Raw genomic sequence first — 23,471 nt, 5'->3', positions numbered from 1 at the left:
TATAAAAAAATACTTGCATAGATGTGGGGGATATGATATTATATATTTGTTGTTACAGTAAGTAACAAACGGTAGCGAAACGGTGTTTCCCAAGGACAGTTAAGATGGATCGTTACTATGGATAGAAGATATCGGGGCATAGCGCAGTTTGGTAGCGCACCTGGCTTGGGACCAGGGGGTCGCAGGTTCGAATCCTGCTGCTCCGACCATTTTCTTATGTGCGGGTGTAGCTCAATGGTAGAGCCCCAGCCTTCCAAGCTGGTTGCGAGGGTTCGATTCCCTTCACCCGCTCCACTTATACATGTTATTGTATTTAATACGTTCCCATACAGAGACAATGTCTATGTGATGGGTTATTTTATTATTTACAGTAAAATAACATGGCATAACTACATATGGTTCAGTAGCTCAGTTGGATAGAGCAACGGCCTTCTAAGCCGTGGGTCGGGGGTTCGAATCCCTCCTGGATCACCACTAACAAAGGATTCTATGTTTTCTAGAATCCTTTTTATGTTGGAGGGATCGACGCACTAAGGTCTCCGCGTCACTGCGTTCCTAGAGACCTAAGTTGCTTACGTATCCCTCCTGGATCACCAGAGTACGAAGGATTCTACTTGATGTAGGATCCTTTTTGTATGGCAGGGATGCTATCGCTAAGTTCTCTGCGTCGCTATGCTCCTAGCGCACTAAGTCGATTACGTATTCCTCCTGGATCACCAAGTAAATAGGCGGATAGTTCAGATTGAGCTATCCGCTTTTTTGTAAAATTGAGTAGTTTCTGCTCTTTGTCAAATGTGTGACTACGCATATAAAGAGTAGTTAGTAGAATTCTAGTTTATAATAAAATAGGCATATATAAACTCATGCGGTATCATAAAAGTAACCAGACTATTAAGAAAGAATGAGTTATATATGCCTAGTGTAACCTTAATGGTTACTCGTGATTTGGTTGATAGCTTATTGCTACCTCGTATTTATATACTATCATAGGCAACTACTTTTAGCAACCAAAATATAAAAATTGTATTTTTTCTTCGAGCATTTTCATTAAATTATCAGGTATAATTACATTAGCTAATGGATCATCATTACGAACTGGATTTTTTATTCTTTGCTTGCTGATAGTAGTGATTTGCCCTATATCGGCAAGGCTTTCAGATTTTAAATTATTAAGATAGGTTAAAATTGCATTTGCATCATTATGTTGCTTTTGAAGAATTTTAAGTTTACTCTTAAGTATTTTGTTAGACTTGATTTCATTGCTTGTATATTTATTTGTTATCTTTAGAACTTTGGCATTTACAGTATCAATCATATGTAAAGATTTGTCGAATAGTAAAGTGGGTAATATTGTAGATAATGAAACCATATGCGTTTTTTGGTATGTTGTATCTTTATCTTTTTTACTTCTTAATGGTATTACTGTTAACGTGGAGCTAGATTTGCTATTCTTTATATCTAATACTATTGCATAATGTAATCCACCTAATTCTTGTCCAACTCTAAAACCGAAATTAACAAATACAATTTGACCATGTTTATAATTTATCAGCTGACGTGGGTTAAATGTTTTTTCGTTTTTTATATATCGCAAATAATCTTTTAGCCAGTATACTAGAATAGCTGATTTTTTATAGTTTGTTTTCATAAGATGTTTTATATAACGTATATATTCATATAAGACGGATTTTTGTACTTTAATAAAATCAAGAATATTTTTAGGGTCTTTTAAATCCATATGATACCTCCTTGATTGAAATAATAGAACATCTTAATACATTTTATAATCCAAAAATAATTTTTATAAAAGAGTTAAAAATTATTCTATATGATTAATATTAACATAAATGAAATTTATAATACAGGAGAATTTATAAAAATTCCTACTAACATTATAAATTAAATGAATTTGTAATCTTAGGGATCTGATTATATAATGTATTTATAATATTTTTTTTTAGGGGGAGATATTGATGAAAATTAAAAACATACTATTAACAACGATATTAGTAATGGCAAGTTCGATTGCTTCAGCTTATAATACGTCACATTATGATCATGCTACGAGAGGTGAGTACTTTCATCCAGATGAAATGGTAACTATGATTGCTGACATTCAATATTTACCTAGATATGGAGTTACAAATTATACATATATATATAGGGATGGAACTAAATGTGTTGTCCAAGTAGATGGTTCAGGGATTGTGCATAGTATTTTAGTTACAAAACCCTAAAGGCATACAATATTTTACAGAATATAAATTCAAAAGCGGATGGCTCAAGCTGAGCTATCCGCTTTTGTATTCGATATATAGAAACAATTACGCTTGATCTTTGTCTTTCCAGAATAACAAGGCCCCGATGGCGTTGATGATATAGAATATGTATTTTCCTACGTTTGCAAAGTTGCCTTGGGTGAAAGCTTTCAATAGTTGAACGATATTATACACCATCCAAAATGGCCATTGTGTATCTAATTTCAAAGCGTTGAATAGGTTGGCAATGAGTGAGAAGGCAAATACGATCGTTGTTAGTGTTGATAAGAAATTCATATGCCCATTAAATCCGACGTAATTTGCTACACTTGATATGGTAAAAGCAACGATAGTGATGATAGTGCCTATTAGATATTTTTGGGATGCAGTCATCGTGTTAGGGATGCCTTCATGAGAGTCTTTCCATTTTTTGATAGCAAATGTATAGATGAAAAATGTAATAGGATAGGTAATAATAGCTGCTTTATTTCCTAGTATAAAGTCTATTACGCCAGAGAGAATTGTGTTTACAATACCCAGATAATTTCCCCAGTTGCTTAATTTTCCTGTAAATCGTGTAGATAACATGGAAATGCCAACATTGATGACAGAAATAATACCGAACGGAACTAAGGCAGTCCAAGGGCCCCAATCGACATACTTTTCAAGTCGAGTATTAAGATATCCAGCGGAGATAGCGATACTAACAACCAGTATAACGCCAATGGCATCAAACCATTTTGAAGTAGCAAACTGTTTTAAATACTGTTGCATGGGAGAATCCTTTCTAAGGAGATATGTTCTTTTAGGAATGTTGTATTGTTAGACGTATTAGAAATCTTGGGTCATATGAAAAGTACTATAGTTTTACACTCTTAAAAGAAAAAATATAAATTTTACTATATGTTTAATCATATCACAGTTGATAAGGAAATCACAAATCGTATGGATAGAAAATTTTATAGATCCCATTATTACAGAAGCATTACCAAAATAAGAGAATTATAACTTTTACCTATAACCCACTATCTTTTATACATATTATACAAATCCCTACCTAAGGAGTATAGTATAGACATCAGATTGATACTTATCGATGTACACTATGGAGGTGTTGTATATATGAAATATTCTGTAACTGGATTCCCACGTATTGGGGCGAAACGAGAGTTAAAATTTATTACTGAATCTTATTTCCGTGGCGATGTGAGCCTAGAGGATTTGACGAAGGTTGTGAAAGAACAACGAGAGGTGCAATGGAAGGTGCAACAGGCAGCTGGGGCAGACTTTATTCCATCCAATGACTATTCCTTATACGATGGCGTGCTGGATACAGCTTTCACGTTGAATGCAATTCCTAAACGCTATCTAGACCTAGGGTTAGGTGAGGTAGATACGTACTTTGCGGCGGCTCGTGGTTACCAAGGTGAGAAGGGCGATGTGAAAGCTTTCTCTATGAAGAAATGGTTCAACACGAATTATCACTACTTAGTGCCAGAAATCGACGATGATGTGAACTTGCAACTGCGTTCCACAGCGTTCCTAGAGGGCTATCGTCAGGCGAAGTCTTTAGCTATCGACACGAAACCTGTCTTGGTGGGGCCTTTCACATTCTTGCAATTAGCAGATTTCAGAGGTAGCAAGGGCATCAACGATGTGGTGGACGACGTAATCGCAGCTTATGCGGACATATTCAAGGCGGCCAAGGAGGAAGGAGTATCCTGGATTCAGCTAGACGAGCCGTATTTGGTGTACGATCTTACCGAAGCGGACGTAGCATTGTTCAGCCGTATCTATGAAAGATTACTTCCACAAAAACAAGGCTTATACGTATTATTGCAAACCTACTTCGGAGATATCCGTGATGCCTATGAAGTAGTAACAGGTCTTGACTTTGACGGTATTGGTTTAGACTTTATCGAGGGCAAGCAAACAGAATCTTTACTGAAATCTTATGGATTCCCGAAAGGTAAACAGCTCTTTGCGGGCTTAGTAAATGGTAAAAATATTTGGCGTACCGACTATAAAAAAGTGTTGGCAAAGGTAGATGCATTAAAAGGAGCTGGCATCGATGTGGTGCTTAGCACATCCTGCTCCTTGCTACATGTGCCATATACGGTGGCGAACGAGCCGAAACTTTCACAAGAGGTATTACAACATTTTTCATTCGCCTATGAAAAACTAGGGGAATTGAAAGAAATCACCGACCTAGCAGAGCTTTCAGCGTATAGGTCTGAAGAAGCATTCCAAGCGAATCAAGCATTGTTTGCAAAGTCCGAACTTCGTACGGATGAAAGCGTGCAACAAGCAGTAGCAGCCTTGGTAGAAGAAGATTTCAACCGTCCACAAAATATCAAAGAACGTCAAGCGGCGCAAAAAATTATTTTTCAATTGCCATTGTTGCCGACCACAACGATTGGCTCCTTCCCACAAACAAAGGCCGTAAAAGAAAATCGAAAATTGTATCGTCAAGGTGAGATTTCTGAAACGGAATATCGTGCGAAAGCGAAAGAGTTCATCAAAGACTGCATCAAATTGCAAGAAGACATCGGTTTAGATGTACTAGTGCATGGCGAGTTCGAGCGCAATGACATGGTGGAATTTTTCGGGGAAAACTTAGATGGTTATGTGTTTACATCCAATGCGTGGGTACAGTCCTACGGCACACGTGGCGTAAAACCGCCAATCGTGTTCGGTGATATCAAACGAAAACAAGCAATCACCACGGATTATAATGCGTATGCTAGCAGCTTGACAGATAAACAAGTAAAAGGCATGTTGACAGGCCCTGTGACAATTTTGAATTGGTCCTTCCCTCGTGAAGACATTTCTACGAAAGAAATGATGTACCAAATCGGCTTGGCTATTCGTGAAGAAGTACTTGACCTAGAAGCGGCAGGTATTCGCATCATTCAAATCGATGAAGCGGCCCTTCGTGAAAAGTTGCCATTGCGCCGTGCGGACTGGTATAGCGATTACTTAGATTTTGCCATCAAAGCATTCCGTCTATGCCATGCGAAAGTGAAAGTGGAAACGCAAATTCATACGCATATGTGCTATAGCGAGTTTGAAGATATTATTTCTGAAATCGATGCCATGGATGCAGACGTGATTACCTTTGAAGCGTCACGATCCAAGCTGACATTGCTAGATGCCTTATTGGAAAATAACTTCCAAACCGAAGTAGGCCCTGGCGTATACGATATCCACTCTCCACGAGTACCAAGCGTAGAAGAAATCAAAGATGTGATACGCTTGATCGTTTCAAAAATCCCGGTAGAACATGTATGGATAAACCCAGATTGCGGACTCAAAACACGTGGCGAAACAGAAACAGTAGCTAGCTTACAACACATGGTACAAGCAGTACAAGAAATTCGAGCAGAGTTGCGCAAGTCATAAGACTATATTTTGTCAGGCTTATTAAAGATATTGACAATTCGCACAATGAAGATTAACATAAAGATACATAATAGTCGGTATAGAGACAGTAAACCTATACAAGCGGTCATAATGGAGACTGAAAAAATATTTAATCTAAAACAGAGGAACATCGGTAGTAATGCCGATGTTCCTCTGTTATTATTTTATCTCCAATAGAACTCATTTGAGAAACTATCGAAGAATCGTAGGTTGTAGATTTGATAAAATGCCTTTTCTGCAGCTGGTAATCTTACGCGGCTAATGGATAGTGGTTGATCAGGATGGAGATATGTAATTGGATAGCCTGTATTATTATTTAATAATAAGATTTCTGGTTTGTCGATATTGTAATAAAATCTGAGTGGGATGACTCTAGAAATTGCAGTATTACCTTTATGGGCATCTGGGACTACAGCAACATTAACAGCAATTTGGTAATAAGGTGGATTATATAACATGTTAACTACAGAGGTACTGTCATAATAATAGCCAGTTCCCATATGTCCGTCAATTAGTTTTAGATTTGTATCGCCGTTTAAATACGGAGGGTATATACTGGATGCAAGGGAAATACTAAAAGTTAATAGTAGTGTGCTAATTAACAAGGCTAGAACTCGAAATACTTTCATAAAATAAATTCTCCTTTTTTTAGATATACAGAGCCGGTTTGATGCACTAGTGTCGCTATAGATACTATATAGCTTATTTAATCTCCAATCGCTCCATGATACGACGCAACTGTTCTTGTACTTGTTGCATGTCGGCTTGTTGTTGCGCGATTTGTTCTTGTTGTTGTACTAATGTAACTAGCTGAGATTTGCTGTATGTCGCATAGGGGTTACTTTCACCGAACTTAAGGCTAAGGCCGGCGTTAAATAGACGTTCGCTGCCACCTAGATTGGTACTGAAAGAAACCATAGTTTTTTCGTTTGGTCGATAGAATGCACCTAGTGCCAGGGCGTGAGAACCGTGATAATTTCCATACCCAGCGGAGATATCCCATTTATCTTCGCTGTTGTAATCTTGCGGATGCAAAGCCGCAAGGGCAGCAGCGCTAGCTCCCATAGAATCAACACGACCGCCTAGACGATCTACAGAGGATTCTATACGTTTGAAAGCCTCAGGATTGGTAGCGATAGAAGATAAGTCTACGGTGCCAGTTACAGAATGGCCTGCTGTATCTGTTACGGTCAAAGACAATGTTTTATCCTGTAGTTGCAAGCCAGTGGTAGAAGTCACCAAGGTATCGTTACCATCTTGACTGTTTGCCGCTACCGCTTTTAGCTGTGCCACATTGACTGCATCTGTATCTTGAGTGCCAGCGGCTACGCCAGTGATTTGGCGAGTAAGTTGTTTGTCTGTATCGCCTACGGACACAGCACCTAAAGTAGATACCCATGTGTGGTCTGTCAGTTTTGAAGCCATTTTCGTAGCTGGGTCATAGCCTGCTGCACCTGCGGCTGTGTTGCTCACAGATTGACTACCGATAGCAACACCACCTGCAGTGGTTACATTTGAGTCAAAACCGATAGCAGTCGCTCGTGCCACATTGGTAGTCATGTCTTTGGCAGCGCCACCGATGAGGACACTTTCATTAGCGGTGGTCAAGGTCCGATGGTCCCCAAATAAGATGGAGGACGTAGTATCAGTGACTGTGTTTTCCGCACCAATCACAGATAGATGGCTGGCATTGGTTACAGTGTTTTTGTAACCATTTACCATGTTGTACTTGCTTGGCATAGATTTAGTACCTGTTACGGTGTTACCAACCCCGATAATTTGTGTATGTGAAGTATAATCGGCTGTATTAGCGCCACCGATGGCTAAGGTTGCGCCGCCCGCGCTTTTCGCAACCCCTTCTTGTAGCGCAGTTTGCATGTCTTTCACAGAGGCATATTTAGTATTATACGCAGAGGCGCTGAAATCGCCGATGGAATTTTCGATGCGGTTTCCAGCTCCCATAGTGATGGCACCATTACTATTTTTCACAGAGTTGGCTGTACCAGTGATCACATTGGCAACGCCAGAAGTAGAAGAACGACTAGACATAGATTCATTGGAGTTCAATGATCCCACCACAGTGGCGAAGGCATTTTTTGTCGCATTCGACAGGGTATCAAAGAATCCATTGGCATTGAACGGACTAGACTGCACATTATAGCTCCCCAAGGTAGTGGTAAAACCGCCACCTGTATAGGAGTTGGTGCCTACCGTAGTAGAGGCTACGCCAAACTGTTTGAGATTGTTTGCAGAGCTATCGCCAATCTTAATATCGTTCTTTTCTAGTGTATGGTCCCCAATTTCAATAGAACCCGTGCGAGCATAGGTATTAGCCCCCACAGCTATACCGGCTGGTAGATTTTTTAAGATTTCCACTTCATTTTTAATATCTCTGCCACTGAAAGTTTCTCCAAAGGATAAGATCCCTTCTTGCTTGCCGCCACCCATCATGACGGTGGCTTTAGGGCCTACCGTAATATTCGTGCTTGTGTTTTCAGCCATAGCATCGTACAGGACGCCCGTCGCACCATGTAATTCTATGTCTTTAGCTGATCCAGTTGCTTGGGCTTGGCTCCAGGGAAAGAATAGCATAGTGGATGCTAATAGGGCAGTAGCTGCCATAGTAGCTCTCATGGAATAGTGTTTGCGAATCATTTGTTTCTCAGTAGATATTTCTTTCATCATATCTCTCCCGTTTCTTTTTCTTACTGACTTATGATGGATACAGAAAACGTTGGATATACGCACCCCCTTTTGCGAATATCTGATGATGAGTTAGGGTACCATGCTATTTGCGTGCATGCGTGCATGTGTATGTGTACAGTATATCATATAATTGGGGGATTCTATAGAACGTTTTAGTTTCTAGTTTGAAAGAAAGTCTACTTGTTATGCTTGAGGTAAGGGGATAGTAGGATATCCTTTCACAGGTGAAGGTGTAGCTACCCTATTGTAAACGAGCTAGAATAGTTGGTAGGATTGCTACTTTGTTGATGTAGAATGATTCATAATTATAAAAATGATCAGAAGGTACGTTTAAAGTGTGAAAAAAGTAACAATATAATTGCATGTGAATGTATAGATTTGATATAATGAAAGCACTACTTTGTAGAATCTAGAACAATTATTAATTAGTAAATATGTACCCTAGGAAACATATTAGTGGTTCCTAAATTTGATATAATTTCGACTTGTTTTTGGTTTAAAAATAGGTTGAAATTTTTCAAATTGTAAAAATCACCAATTAGGTATATAATCGTGATTATGTGACGTCATTTTATCAAGAATAGAATGAGGTCTATTTGTCGTTTGTTCCGACTCAATACGTATGAAAGGTATAGGAGGTTATAAGTTATGTCGTAAGTGCAGTGAATGTTTATTTATAGGATTACGTAGGATAGTGAAAGAAAGCATAATAACATACATAAGCATTCAATAGTAGGCGGACGAGAGATAGTGAGTAAGATTTGCTCTGGTCGTAGTAGGACTTTCAAGGGTGAAAGCATGTAGTAGCATAGGGTGCTGTATATAGTGGAACGTAGTTAGAACGTGTGAATAGGAGCTAAAAACATAATGAATAAGATCTTTAAAGTTATTTGGAGCAAATCAAAACAATGCTATATCGTTGTTTCTGAAATGGCAAAAAATCACTCAGGGAAAAAGAAAATCGTCGTAGCAAGTATCTTGGCGGCTATGGCTGTGGGATCGGAGACAGCCGTTGTTGAGGTACAGGCGGGAGCCTTCGACGGTGGTCAAATAGGTTCTTATTATGCCACAGCGATAGGATATAAAGCGAATGCTTTTACAGATAGCTCAATAGCAATTGGCACATATAGCTATTCTAAAGGAACGCAAGTTCCAGGCGATGCTGGCTCGACTGTAGATCCTAGTATTGCCATAGGTAATAAAGCTCGTGCAGTGGGTAATTCAGCATTAGCAGTCGGGATGAATGCCACTGCAGATAATTCGTTTGGTGTGGCTGTCGGGCGTAATACAGAAGTGACAGGTGACTATGGTGTTGGTATTGGTTTTAAATCAAAAGCTGCACTGCATGGTATTGGCATTGGTGAACAAGCTCGTGCTTTGAAAGAAGGAGCTACTACATTAGGCGTTAGTTCCCGTGGGTATGGTAAAGGTGCCATTGCTATCGGTTGGCAGTCCCTAGCCGGTGCTGATGTATATACAGTAGGTGTACCAGGTAATGATATTAATAAAGATAGTGACAGCAAGATTAATGCCTATAATAACTGGGGCGATATGTCTGTGGGCTTGCGTGCTCTCGCAACAGGTGGTAATGCTACAGCTTTAGGTCGTAATGCAGCAGCTACAGCAACAAATGCCGTAGCTATCGGTGGTGGTAATGGTAATAGCTTTGATGATAATACAGAACGTACCCAAGCCACAGCTGAAAAAGCTACTGCCATTGGATATAACGCAATCGCATCTGGTAAAAGTTCTTCTGCTTTAGGTAACAAGGCATCTGCATCTGCAGAAAATGCAGCAGCTATTGGTACCAATACATCAGCTTCTGCGAAAGATACTTTTGCAGCAGGTTCAAGTGCCGCAGCTACTGCAGAAGGTGCTACAGCTGTAGGTAAGGCAGCAAAAGCTCAAAAAACTGATGCAACTGCCTTAGGCTCTGGAGCAACAGCATCAGAGGTTAATGCTACGGCTCTTGGTAAAGGTGCTACAGCATCAAAAGGAGATGCTACAGCCGTAGGTTCTGGTGCCAAAGCAACCGAAGTAAATGCAATAGCCATCGGTAAAGGCTCTGAAGCATCAAAAGGCAATGCTATTGCTATAGGTAAAGAAGCAGAGGCGTCGGAAGTTAGTTCCACTGCCATTGGTGAAGGTGCGACTGCAGAAAAAGCAAATTCCTTAGCTATAGGAAAAACCGCTACTTCCGGTGGTGAAAATGGCGTTGCTGTTGGTAATGATGCACAAGCGCAAGCGAAGGATGCTCTTGCTGTGGGGACTTCAACACGTGCTCAAGCTGAGAATGACAGCGTCTTTGGTCATGCCTCAACAGCAAGTGGTGGTGGTTCTACGGCCATTGGTTATTTAGTAAATACATCTGGTAACCAAGCCTTTGGCGCTGGCTCTAATACCACCGTATCAAAAGCAGCTGCAGTGGGCATTGGCTATAAAGTTACAGCTTCAGGAGATCGGGCTATTAGTATTGGTAACAATAATGGTAACACGAATACAGAAGCGACTCATGAGAAAGCTATAGCTATTGGTTCTGGTGCAAGGGCTAAGGGTAATTCATCTATCGCAATGGGTACTAATATTAGCGTTGAAAAAAATAATACAATGGCTATAGGTATGAATTTAACTGCTAATGAAAGTGCTGAAGGAAGCACTCTGATTGGTAATAACTCTACAACAAAAGGTAATCAATCTGTTTCCATTGGGGCGAATAATGAAACTGAAAAAGCCGCACAATACTCTACAGCCATTGGTTATGATGTAAGAGCGAAAGGTAAAAATGCCATTGCTATCGGTTCTAGTGATGAGACTACTAAAAAAGTAATTGCTGCATCTGAAAGTTCGATTGCGATTGGTACACAAGCACAAAGTAATAATGTAGCAGCCACTGCGATTGGTAAAGAAGCGTTAGCAGGAAATGTAGATGCCATTGCTATTGGTACATCTGCAGAGGGTAATGCAATCTCTACAACAGCGATTGGTAAAGGTGCAAAAGCTAAGAAAAATAATGCCATTGCACTAGGTACTGGAGCGATGGCAGAAGAGGTCACTACAATTGCTATCGGTAATGGGTCAAAGGCAACTAAAGAAAATGATAATGCGTTTGGTAATGGCAGCACAGCCAGTGGTGGTGGTTCTACGGCTATTGGTTACTTAGTCAATACAACTGGTAATCAAGCTTTTGGCGCTGGCTCCAATACGACTGTATCAGAAGCGGCTGCAGTAGGTATTGGTTATCAAGTTACAGCATCAGGAAATCGTTCCATTAGTATTGGTGCAGACTTTCAGGGTAAAAAGACTACGGCAAGTGCAGCCAATACGGTAGCTATGGGTGCAGGCACTCAAGCTAGTGCAACTAGTGCAGTAGCGATAGGAACTAATGCAAGTGCAGGGTTAGAACATTCCGTAGCACTTGGTGAAGGTTCTACTACCACATCAGATGATGGTACAGCTACGACTGGTTATTTGACAAATGAACCGGTAAGTAATAGCGGTAATGGTGTCATTGCGATTGGTAATAAACGTAATGATAAAAATGATACAGGAACTATACTGCGTCGAATTGTCGGCTTAGCTAGTGGTACGAATGACTATGATGCGGCGAATATCAAACAATTAAAAGCATTAGAATCCAACGAGCGCCATATCAAAGCAAAAACGGGAAATGTTGCCTATAAACCAGATGCTAATGGTACAATCACTCTAAATTACGTAAACGGTAAAGGAGAAGATGTTTCTGGTGAAACAGCTGAAATTACGGACGTAGCAAAAAAATCTGATGAATGGACATTGCGTACACAAGATGGAAATGCTACAGCAGTGGCTACACCGCAAACTGTGAATGGTTTGACGAAAAAAGCTGTTACTTTAAAAGCAGGTGATAACATTGCCATCGAAAACAGTAATGGTACGGTTACTATTAAAGCTAAGGATGTAGTGACTTCTATTACGAGCGGAAATAGCACAGCATTGACGGTGAATCTAAGTAACGGTGCTGTGACCATTACCCCTAATATTGCAAGCTCTGTAGGAGCCACTGGTGAAGATGGTAAACTGGTAACTTCTGGCATCGTGAAAACTGCCCTTGATAATAAAATTGATAAAACTGCAGAGATGCATATCAAAACTGGTGAGTATACAGTTGGTGCTGATGGCAAAGCATCTTTGGTTCAACAAAATGGTAATAACCAAGACCAAAGCACTCGTGTAGTAATTAAGGACATTGCGCAAAAATCTGTAGTAGATGGTATCAATACAACAGTGAATACCCATACGACACAGATTTCTAATCTTACTACTGCTGTGGGTGGAAAAGTTAGCCAGTCTGATTTTGATACTTTCAAAGGCAAAGCAATTACTTTCACAGGCGACGATAATGCTGGCGTAGCTCGTACATTAGACACGACGTTAACGGTGAAAGGCGGCGCTAATTACACATCTACCACAGCGAATACGAACATTCGTGTTGAAAAAGATGGTACTAATGGGGCCAATGGGTTGCTTGTTAAATTATCTGACAAGTTATCTGGTATGAAAGAAATCGCTGGTAATGGTTCAGACAATTTAGTTATCAAAAATGGCACGAATACAGTGACTATTACACCAGGCAAAACTGGCGACAATGGTACCGTTAACTTTGGCGATGCAAAAGTTGTGGCATCTAATTTAGAAGCGGACATTACATACCGTGCAAATGGTGTTGGAGATACAGCTGCGAATACAGTGAAATTGAAAAAAGGCTTGAATTTCACAGCAGCTACAGACACAAACGCAACAACTGATGGTCCTAAGTCTGGTTTATCTATTACAACAGGTGCCGATGGATTAGTAACCTTTGGTCTAGATAAAGCTACTCGTAGCAAAGTAGACAATGCAGTAGATAAAAACTTAAGCAATTTATCTGATGATGGTAAAGGTAAAGTAACAGAATTAGCAAAAGCAGCTGCGAAAGAAGCTGTGAAAGTAGCCAATGGTATCAACACAACAGTGGATACAGATACAACCACAACCGCTGGAGTCACTACGTATAAAGTAAATGCAAACGATACAACAGTGGCTGTATCTGGTACTGAACTTACAATTGATGGCGGTACACCAGATGCAACTACCAAAATCCGTGCTTATACATTGGGCTTGTCTGATGCAACAAAAGGCAAATTAGCAGCCGTAGGCAACTTGGCAACTGTCATTGGTGGTACTACAATTGCAGAAAATGGTACAGTTACAGGACCAACTTTCAACATTACAAAAGCAGAGGGTGGTACTGAAACAGCTAACACGTTAAAAGATGCTATCGATAAGTTAAATGCAACTAATGCGGGTCAAAACTCAAAAATTTCTGAAACGGCTGGTAAAGTAACTACCTTAGAAGGTAAAGTAACAGATTTGGGAACAACAGTTACTAATAATTACAATGACCTATCTAACAAAATTACCCAAGCTGGAACAGCAGCTACAACAGCCGCCACAACAAAAGGGTTGAACTTCACTGGTGACGACACAACGGATACTGGTAAAGTGCACCGTGATTTAGGAGAAACCTTAACGATCAAAGGTGGAGAAAACTTCACACGAGGAGCCAATGAGAACAACATTAAAGTTGTGAAAAATGATAAAGCTCTTGATGTGAAATTAGCAGAAAACCTTGCGAACATCAAAGAAATCGCTGGTGATGGTACCCATGACTTAGTGATCAAAAATGGAGACACTAAGGTTACTGTAAAAGTTCCTAAAGATGGAAACACAGGTAGTATCGATTTTGGAGATACAAAATTAGTAGCTTCTAACTTAGATGCATCCATCAAATACCGTGCCAATGATGAAGCAGTAGCGAATGCGAAATCCGTTAAATTAGCAGATGGATTTAATTACGTAGTAAGTAACGATGCAACCACAACTGCAGAAGGTCCTAAATCTGGTTTAGCGATTACAGCAGAGGATAATGGTAAAGTTACATTCGGCTTAGATAAAGATACTCGTAGTAAAGTAGACAATGCTGCCGATAAAAACTTAAGCAATTTATCTGATGCTGGCAAAGATAAAGTAAAAGAATTAGCGAAAGATGCGGCGAAAACAGCTGTAAAAGTAGCAGATGGTATCAATACAACGGTAACTACGGATACAACAACTACAGCAGGTACAACAATTTACAAAGTGAATGCTAATGACACAACGGTAGCGGTAAATGGAGATGCATTAGCAATCTCTGGTGGCACTCCAGATGCTACTTCAAAAGTTCGTGCTTATACATTAGACTTATCCGATGCTACCAAAGGTAAATTAACTGCTGTAAGTGGTTTGGCTACTGTTATCGGTGGTACAACGATTGCTGCAAATGGTACAGTAACAGGACCAACTTTCAATATTACAAAAGCAGATGGCACTAGTGAAAATGCAACTACCTTAAAAGATGCTATCGATAAATTAAATGCAACTAATGCGGGGCAAAATACAAAAATCTCTGAAACTGCTGGTAAAGTAACTACCTTAGAAGGTAAAGTAACAGATTTGGGAACAACAGTTACTAATAATTACAATGATTTGTCTAACAAAATTACCCAAGCTGGAACAGCTGCTACAACAGCAGCGACTACAGCAGCCACAACAAAAGGGTTGAACTTCACTGGTGACGACACAACGGATACTGGTAAAGTGCACCGTGATTTAGGAGAAACCTTAACGATCAAAGGTGGAGAAAACTTCACACGAGGAGCCAATGAGAACAACATTAAAGTTGTGAAAAATGATAAAGCTCTTGATGTGAAATTAGCAGAAAACCTAGCAAACATGAAAGAAATCGCTGGGGATGGTAAAACTGATTTGGTCATCAAAAATGGTGATGCAACGATCACGTTGAAACCAGCAAAACCAGCTGTAACTGATCCTGCGACAGGTGACGTAACAACACCAGCTAAACCAGCTACAGTGGATTTCGGTGATAGCACTGTAGTAGCGAAAAACTTAGATGCATCCATCAAATACCGTGCCAATGATGAAGCAGTAGCGAATGCGAAATCCGTTAAATTAGCAGATGGATTTAATTACGTAGCAAGTAACGATGCAACCACAACTGCAGAAGGCCCAAAATCTGGTTTAGCGATTACAGCAGAGGATAATGGCAAGGTTACATTCGGTTTAGATAAAGCTACACGTACCACTCTTGATAATGCAGCAAGTAAAGAGTATGTAGAAAATGCACTAACTAACCTAAATAGCACAATTACAGGCAATGCAAATCTAAACTTTGCTGGTAATGTAACAAAAGACGCACAAGATAAAGCTGCGGATAAAATAGGCTTAGCATTAGCTACTGGCACATTACATGTTAATGGCGATAATACAAACATTGTTACCACAGCAAAAGGTGATACCATTACTGTTGAATTGGCACAAGCTGTGAAAGACCAATTGGCTAAAGTTGGCGATACAGCCTCTAATGGCCGTGATGGTGTAAATGGTACATCTGGTGCACAAGGTTTAACTGGTGCAGATGGTTTAAACAATGCCACATTAAACGATAAAGTAAACGCTCTACGTAATGGCGAAGCTGGTTCAGTGGTGTACACTAACGAAGCTGGGGACCGAGTTATAAAAGCTAAGGATGGTAAGTACTACAAAGCTGACGAAGTAAAAGCTGACGGTACTGTAAAAACTGCAGCGGAAAACAATAACAAAGAACCGCAAGCAGTAGACAACCCTCAAGCACGTGTGGTGAATGGCAATGGAGATACAAAAACAGCAACTACCTTATCTAACATTGCAGATGGCAAAGTAGGAGCCAACTCCAAAGAAGCTGTGAATGGTGGTCAATTACACACTGTGAAATCTGACCTAGCTACAGCATTGGGCGGTGATTCCAAAGTGAATACTGACGGATCCTTTACAGGTCCTACGTACAACATCACAAAAGATGATGGTACTAATGGGACTGAACCTGTTAAAAATGTAGGTGATGCGATTTCTAAATTAGATACTCGTATCAACAATGCAAATTCCACGTTATCTACAAAAGGCTTAGACTTCTACGGTAATAAAGACACTGCAGACACAGATAAAGTACACCGTAACCTTGGTGAAACTTTAAAAGTGAAAGGCGCAGAAAACTTTACCCGTGCTGAAGGCACTAAGAATAACATCGATGTAGTGAAAAATATTGCAGGTGATGGATTCGATGTGAAATTGGCAGAAAACCTTGGTAATATCAAAGAAATTGCTGGGGATGGTACACATGACTTAGTGATCAAAAACGGTGATACTAAGGTTACAGTAAAAGCGCCTAAAGATGGAAACAAAGGCAGTATCGATTTTGGAGACACGAAATTAGTAGCTTCTAACTTAGATGCGTCTATTAAATATCGTGCAAACGATGAAGCAGCAGGAAATGCAAAATCCGTAAAATTAGCAGATGGATTTAATTACGTAGCAAGTAACGATGCAACCACAACTGCAGAAGGTCCTAAATCTGGTTTAGCGATTACAGCAGAGGATAATGGTAAAGTTACATTCGGTTTAGATAAAGATACTCGTAGTAAAGTAGACAATGCAGCCGATAAAAACTTAAGCAATTTATCTGATGCTGGTAAAGAAAAGTTCAAAGAATTAGCGAAAGATGCAGCGAAAACAGCTGTACAAGTAGCACCTGGTATCAACACAACGGTAACGACAGATACAACAACTACAGAAGGTACAACAATCTACAAAGTCAATGCAATTGATACAACAGTAGCAGTTACAGGAGATGCCCTTGCCATTACTGGTGGTGATCTAGGTACAGATAAAGTACGTAAGTATTCCTTAGATTTATCCGATGCTACCAAAGGTAAATTAAAAGCTGTAGGTGGTTTGGCTACGGTTATCGGTGGCACAACAATTGCTGCAAATGGAACTGTGGCAGGACCAACTTTCAGTATTAGCAAAGCAGACGGTACTAGTGAAAACGCAACTACATTGAAAGATGCTATCGAAAAATTGGATGCAGCCAACCAAGGTCAAAATACAGCGATTACGAATCTAGGTACTAGAATTACTAACTTGGTAGATGGTGGTATGACGTTCATTGGTGATGATGCGACGGCAGATAAAGTAGCTCGTAAATTAGGAGAAACTTTAAATATTCACGGACAAAACAACATTACTGTGAAAAAAGATGGTACCGATGCGACTACATTGAATGTAAAACTAGCTAGTGATTTGAAAAATATCACATCTATCACAAATGCCGATGCAGATGGCAAACCAGGTAGCAAAATTACCTTAGGCGCAGATGGTGTATCTATTGCTAATACAGCAGCAGGTGCAGATGGCGCAGCTGGGGACACAAAAACTGTAACTATTAGCAAAGATGGTATCAATGCTGGTGGAATGAAAGTCACTAATGTAGGGAAAGCAACAGAGAATGGCGATGCAGCGAATAAAGAATATGTAGATAATGAGATTACTAAGCTACAAACAACAGTTACTAATAATGCAAATCTAAACTTTGCAGGTAATGTGACAAAAGACGCACAGAATCAAGATACAGAAAAAGTAGGCTTATCCTTAGCAAAGGGCACATTACATGTCAATGGGGATAATGCAAACATTGTAACCACAGCAAAAGGTGACACGATTACTGTGGAATTGGCGCAAGCTGTGAAAGACCAATTGGCTAAAGTTGGGGATACAGCCTCTAATGGCCGTGATGGCAAAGATGGCGTATCTGGATCGAAAGGCTTAACGGGTGCAGATGGTTTAAACAATGCCACATTAAATGACAAAGTAAACGCTTTACGTAATGGCGAAGCTGGTTCTGTGGTGTACACTAACGAAGCTGGGGACCGAGTTGTAAAAGCAAAAGATGGTAAATACTATAAAGCTGATGAAGTAAAAGCTGATGGTACTGTAAAAACTGCTGATGAAAATAATGGCAAAGCACCAGAAGCTTTGGAGACCCCACAAGCACGTGTGGTGAATGGCAATGGAGATACAAAAACAGCAACTACCTTATCTAACATTGCAGATGGCAAAGTAGCAGCTAACTCCAAAGAAGCTGTGAACGGTGGTCAATTACACACGGTGAAATCTGACCTAGCTGCAGCCCTTGGAGGTGATTCCAAAGTCAATACTGATGGATCTTTCACAGGTCCAACGTACAACATCACAAAAGATGACGGTACTAACACAACCGAAGAAGCGAAAACCGTAGGCGATGCGATTTCTAAATTAGATAGCCGTATCAACAATGCAAATTCCACGTTATCTACAAAAGGCTTAGACTTCTACGGAAATAAAGACACTGCAGACACAGATAAAGTACACCGTAATTTGGGTGAAACTTTAAAAGTGAAAGGCGCAGAAAACTTCAAACGTGAAGCAACAGCTACAAACAATATTGATGTAGTGAAAAATACTGCAGGCGATGGATTCGATGTGAAATTGGCAGAAAACCTTGCGAACATCAAAGAAATCGCTGGGGATGGCAAAACTGATTTGGTGATCAAAAATGGTGATGCAACAATTACCTTGAAGCCGGCAAAACCAGCTGTGAACGATCCTACAACAGGCGATGTAACAACACCAGAAAAACCAGCTACAGTAGATTTCAGCGACAGCAATGTAGTGGCTAAAAACTTAGATGCCTCTATTACATACCGTGCGAATAATGCTGAAGATACAGCTGCAAATACAGTAAAACTGAAAAAAGGTTTGAACTTTGTAGCAGGTACTGGTACAGTAGCGCCAAAAAATCTAGAAGCAGGTACGGCAAGTCCAAGCGCGACTACAGATTCTGTAGCTTCTAAAAAAGGTATCGTCATTTCCACAGACGTTGATGGCGTGGTAAATATCGGTTTAGACAGTGAAACACGCAGCGCTATCGACAATGCAGCAGATAAAGCTGATGTGAATACAGCGATTACTAATTTAGGTACAAGAATTACTAACTTGGTGGATGGTGGTATGACCTTCATCGGTGATGATGCGACGGCAGATAAAGTGGCTCGTAAATTAGGAGAAACTTTAAATATTCACGGCCAAAATAACATCACTGTGAAAAAAGATGCTACCGATGCGACTACATTGAATGTAAAACTAGCTAGTGATTTGAAAAATATCACATCTATCACAAATGCCGATGCAGATAACAAACTAGGTAGCAAAATTACCTTAGGTGCTGATGGCGTAACAATTACGAATACGCAAGCTCCAGCAGCAGGTGCTACAACAGGAGAAACGAAAACTGTCACTATCGGTAAAGATGGTATTAATGCTGGTAACATGAACATCACAAATGTAGGAGAAGCTAAAAATGATGGCGATGCGACGAATAAACAATATGTAGATAAGGCTATCAATAAGTTAGGTGAAACTTTAACGAATAACGCGACATTGAACTTTGCTGGTAATGTGACAAAAGACGCACAGGATCAAGATACAGAAAAAGTAGGCTTATCCTTAGCAAAGGGTACATTACATGTCAATGGGGATAATACAAACATTGTAACCACAGCAAAAGGTGATATGATTACTGTTGAATTATCGCAAGCTGTAAAAGACCAATTAGCTAAAGTAGGCGATACAGCCTCTAATGGCCGTGATGGCAAAGATGGCGTATCTGGAGCGAAAGGCTTAACGGGTGCAGATGGTTTAAACAATACCACATTAAATGACAAAGTAAACGCTCTACGTAATGGAGAAGCTGGTTCTGTGGTGTACACTAATGAGGCTGGGAACCGTGTTGTAAAAGCAAAAGATGGCAAGTACTACAAAGCTGACGAAGTAAAAGCTGATGGTACTGTAAAAACTACTGATGAAAACAATGGCAAAGCACCAGAAGCTTTGGATAATCCTCAAGCACGTGTGGTGAATGGCAATGGAGATACAAAAACTCCTACCACATTATCTAACATTGCAGATGGCAAAGTAGCGGCTAACTCCAAAGAAGCTGTGAACGGTGGTCAATTACACACGGTAAAATCTGACCTAGCTACAGCACTGGGCGGTGATTCTAAAGTGAACGCTGACGGATCCTTTACAGGTCCTACCTACAACATCACTAAAGATGATGGTAGCAATACAACTGAAGAAGCGAAAACCGTAGGCGATGCGATTTCTAAATTAGATAGCCGTATCAACAATGCAAACAACTCCTTAGCTACAAAAGGCTTAGACTTCTATGGTAATAAAGACACTGCTGACACAGATAAAGTACACCGTAATTTGGGTGAAACTTTAAAAGTGAAAGGTGCAGAAAACTTTGCTCGTGCTGAAGGCGCTAAGAATAACATCGATGTGGTGAAAAATGCTGCAGGAGATGGATTCGATGTAAAATTGGCAGAAAACCTTGCGAATATCAAGGAAATCGCTGGTGATGGTACAGATGATTTAGTGATCAAAAATGGTGATGCAACGATTACGTTGAAACCAGCAAAACCAGCTGTATCTGATCCTGCGACAGGTGACGTGACAACACCAGCAAAACCAGCTACCGTAGACTTCGGTGATAGCAATGTAGTAGCTAAAAACTTAGATGCATCCATCAAATACCGTGCGAATAATGCAGAAAAAGCAACAGCAAACTCTGTTAAATTAGCAGATGGATTCAACTTCGTAGCGGGCACTGGTACAGTAGCACCTAAAGCTCCAGCAGCAGATGGCACAAATCCAACAGGAGGCACAACTACTGCAACTAGTCCAACAGCGACGACAGATGGAGTGGCGACTAAAAAAGGTATTGCTATTTCTACAGACGTTGATGGCGTAGTAAATATTGGTTTAGACAGTGATACGCGTAGCGCTATCGACAATGCAGCAAACCAAGACTTGAGTAACTTGACTACAGCAGGTAAAAAAGTAATTACCGATGCAGCGCAAGGAGCGGTTAAGGTAGCAGCTGGCAACAATGTAACGATTAGTACAGAAACGAAAGATAATGTCACAACGTATACCGTGAATGGTCGTGATACGACTGTGAAAGCAGCTACAGGCAGTAGCGTATCTGTAACAGGTGGCGATCTAAATGCTAAAGGAGAACGAGAATACACAGTAGATTTGACGGATGCAGCGAAAGCGGAAATCAATAGAATCGCAGGTATCGATACTCGATTAACCACAGCGGAAGGAAATATCACTGCTTTACAAGGGGATATGACGAAAGCTAAAGCAGACATTGTTACGAATGCAGGCAACATCGCTACTAACGCAGGAAACATAGCAACTAACAAAGCTAATATTGCTAAAAATGCAGGAGATATCGCTACCAACGCAGGAAATATCAAAACAAATGCAACTAACATTGCAACTAATGCTGGCAATATAGCTACGAATACAAAAAATATAGCTACGAATACAAAAAATATAGCTACAAATGCAACTAATATTGCCAAAAATGCAGGAGATATCGCTACTAACGCAGGTAATATCACAACCAATGCTACTAACATTGGCAAGAATGCCCAAGCTATCCAAGAATTACAGGGTAACTCTGCTACAAAAGATTTGAGTAACTTGACCAATGCTGGTAAAGATGTGGTAACCGGTTTAGTCAATGTAGTAGGTACCAATGGTATTACTGTCACACCGGACACGGATGCAACGTCACGAGTGAAAACTTTCACAGCGAAACTAGACGATAAAGTGACCTTCGGTCAAGGTGATAAACAAATCACTGTGGATGGGACAACGGGTACTATTACAGCACCAAATGCTAAGATCAATGCAGTGAACACGAACACAATTCAAGCTGGTGATGCTAATAAAACTAATACGGCGGTAACCCCTGAAGGTGTAACGGTAACGACAAAACAACCAAATGGTACGATAACATCCACTGTGATGATTAAAGATGGTACAGTATCTGGCTTGACGAATACGAAGTGGGATCCAACGAAAGTAACGGATGCAGATCGTAGTAAGGCAGCTACGCAAGGTCAAGTGAAAGATGTATCTGATACATTACAAAAAGGCCGTGTATTTGCAGCTGATACTGGTGTAGCATCTACTACAGTGGCATTAGGAGATACCTTGGCGATTAAAGGCGGGGCGAAAGGGCCGATGACAGATAACAACATTGGTGTAGAACTTTCAGCGGGCACAGACAAAACGCCAGCGACCATGACAGTACGCTTGGCAAAAGATGTGAAAATGAAAGACGGTTCTACGTCCTACGATCATTACATGGATATCAACGGTAAGCCGGTACAAGTAGCGACTACCACAGTGGATGGTACGGGTGTTACTATTGCTCCAGTGAAAGCATTAAACAAACCAGCTGTACGCTTAACGGCAGATGGATTGGATAATGGTGGCAATGCGATTCATCATGTAGGACCAGGTACAGCAGTAGATGATGCGGCGACCCTTGGTCAAGTGGTGGCAGTAGCCAGCGCGGTGAGCCGTCAGGTGAACCAAACTGGGGCTCATGCAGCAGCACTAGCAGCGATGAATCCATTGAGTTATGATCCTCTTAAAAAATCCCAAGTTATGGCTGGATACGGCGCTTATAAAGGTAACAGTGCATTGGCACTCGGCGTGGCACACTATGCTAATGAAGATACTCTATTCAACGTAGGGGTCAGCGTAGGCAATGGTGAAAACATGGTGAATGCAGGTATGACATACCGATTCGGCGGCGAAGACAGCATGATCCCAGAACGTTACAAAGGTGGCCCAATTTCTTCTGTGTATGTAATGCAAGATGAAATTACAGCTTTGAAAGCAGAAAATGCTCGCAAAGATGCGGAGAATGCTAAAAAAGATGCAGAGAATGAGGAAATGAAAGCACAAATTAAAATGCTTATCGAACGTGTAACCATGCTGGAAGCAAAAAAATAATACATCATACTTGAGGTGAATACCTTAAGATATGACAAAAAAATGGACACTCAGTCGAAAGGCTGGGTGTCTCTTTGTATATACAATATAAAATCCATTAATGTGATATATTTGAACATTTTTTGAAATAATTTCATAGTTCTTCATCTTATCTTCATGAAGGTAGTGCATAATAGCTACATCGAAAAATATGAATAAACAATACTGCATAAAATTAACAAAACGTGCTATTCAAGTGAGAGAGGTTTAATTATTACTAAGTTGCATAAACTT

General features: G+C 40.3%; 7 protein-coding genes and 3 tRNA genes. 6 read left to right on the top strand and 4 right to left on the bottom strand.

The genetic code is table 11. The annotated features are described in order from the left end of the window. Positions 1-132: 132 nt before the first annotated feature. From EO115_RS00520 to EO115_RS00510, 3 genes are all read left to right on the top strand, one after another. A tRNA-Pro gene (locus EO115_RS00520) sits at positions 133-209 on the top strand. A gap of 11 nt (positions 210-220) precedes the next feature. Then, positions 221-294 (top strand) — tRNA-Gly (locus EO115_RS00515). 103 nt (positions 295-397) lie between these two features. Further along, a tRNA-Arg gene (locus EO115_RS00510) sits at positions 398-474 on the top strand. A gap of 526 nt (positions 475-1,000) precedes the next feature. Here the strand turns inward: EO115_RS00510 and EO115_RS00505 are convergent. Continuing rightward, complete coding sequence (locus tag EO115_RS00505) at positions 1,001-1,738, bottom strand: type II toxin-antitoxin system PemK/MazF family toxin (RefSeq protein WP_126937042.1); 738 nt, start codon at positions 1,736-1,738, stop codon at positions 1,001-1,003. Between the two features lie 235 nt (positions 1,739-1,973). Between EO115_RS00505 and EO115_RS00500 the strand changes: the two genes are divergently transcribed. Continuing rightward, positions 1,974-2,237 (top strand): hypothetical protein, encoded by a 264-nt coding sequence (locus EO115_RS00500; RefSeq protein ID WP_126937041.1) that lies wholly within the window; start codon positions 1,974-1,976, stop codon positions 2,235-2,237. Between the two features lie 87 nt (positions 2,238-2,324). Here the strand turns inward: EO115_RS00500 and EO115_RS00495 are convergent, their stop codons facing one another. Then, positions 2,325-3,032: a nicotinamide mononucleotide transporter gene (locus EO115_RS00495; protein ID WP_126937040.1), complete on the bottom strand. Its 708-nt coding sequence runs from the start codon at positions 3,030-3,032 to the stop codon at positions 2,325-2,327. 348 nt (positions 3,033-3,380) lie between these two features. On the opposite strand from EO115_RS00495, the gene metE reads away from it, so the two are divergent. Further along, positions 3,381-5,660, top strand: coding sequence for a 5-methyltetrahydropteroyltriglutamate--homocysteine S-methyltransferase (metE, locus tag EO115_RS00490; protein WP_126937039.1), 2,280 nt, complete (start codon positions 3,381-3,383; stop codon positions 5,658-5,660). Positions 5,661-5,845: 185 nt separating this feature from the next. On the opposite strand, the gene EO115_RS00485 is transcribed toward metE, so the two are convergent. Both EO115_RS00485 and EO115_RS00480 read right to left on the bottom strand, forming a co-directional pair. Further along, positions 5,846-6,310 (bottom strand): hypothetical protein, encoded by a 465-nt coding sequence (locus EO115_RS00485; protein ID WP_126937038.1) that lies wholly within the window; start codon positions 6,308-6,310, stop codon positions 5,846-5,848. 73 nt (positions 6,311-6,383) lie between these two features. Next, a complete protein-coding gene (locus EO115_RS00480; RefSeq protein WP_126937037.1) occupies positions 6,384-8,366 on the bottom strand; it encodes a YadA-like family protein in 1,983 nt (660 codons plus the stop codon). A gap of 888 nt (positions 8,367-9,254) precedes the next feature. Between EO115_RS00480 and EO115_RS00475 the strand changes: the two genes are divergently transcribed. Further along, on the top strand, positions 9,255-23,198 hold the full coding sequence (locus tag EO115_RS00475) for a YadA-like family protein (RefSeq protein WP_126937036.1): 13,944 nt from the start codon (positions 9,255-9,257) through the stop codon (positions 23,196-23,198). Positions 23,199-23,471 lie beyond the last annotated feature (273 nt).

It is taken from the genome of Veillonella sp. CHU740 (assembly GCF_003992055.1).
Taxonomy (GTDB): domain Bacteria; phylum Bacillota; class Negativicutes; order Veillonellales; family Veillonellaceae; genus F0422.
This window is presented reverse-complemented; position numbering and strand designations above follow the sequence as displayed.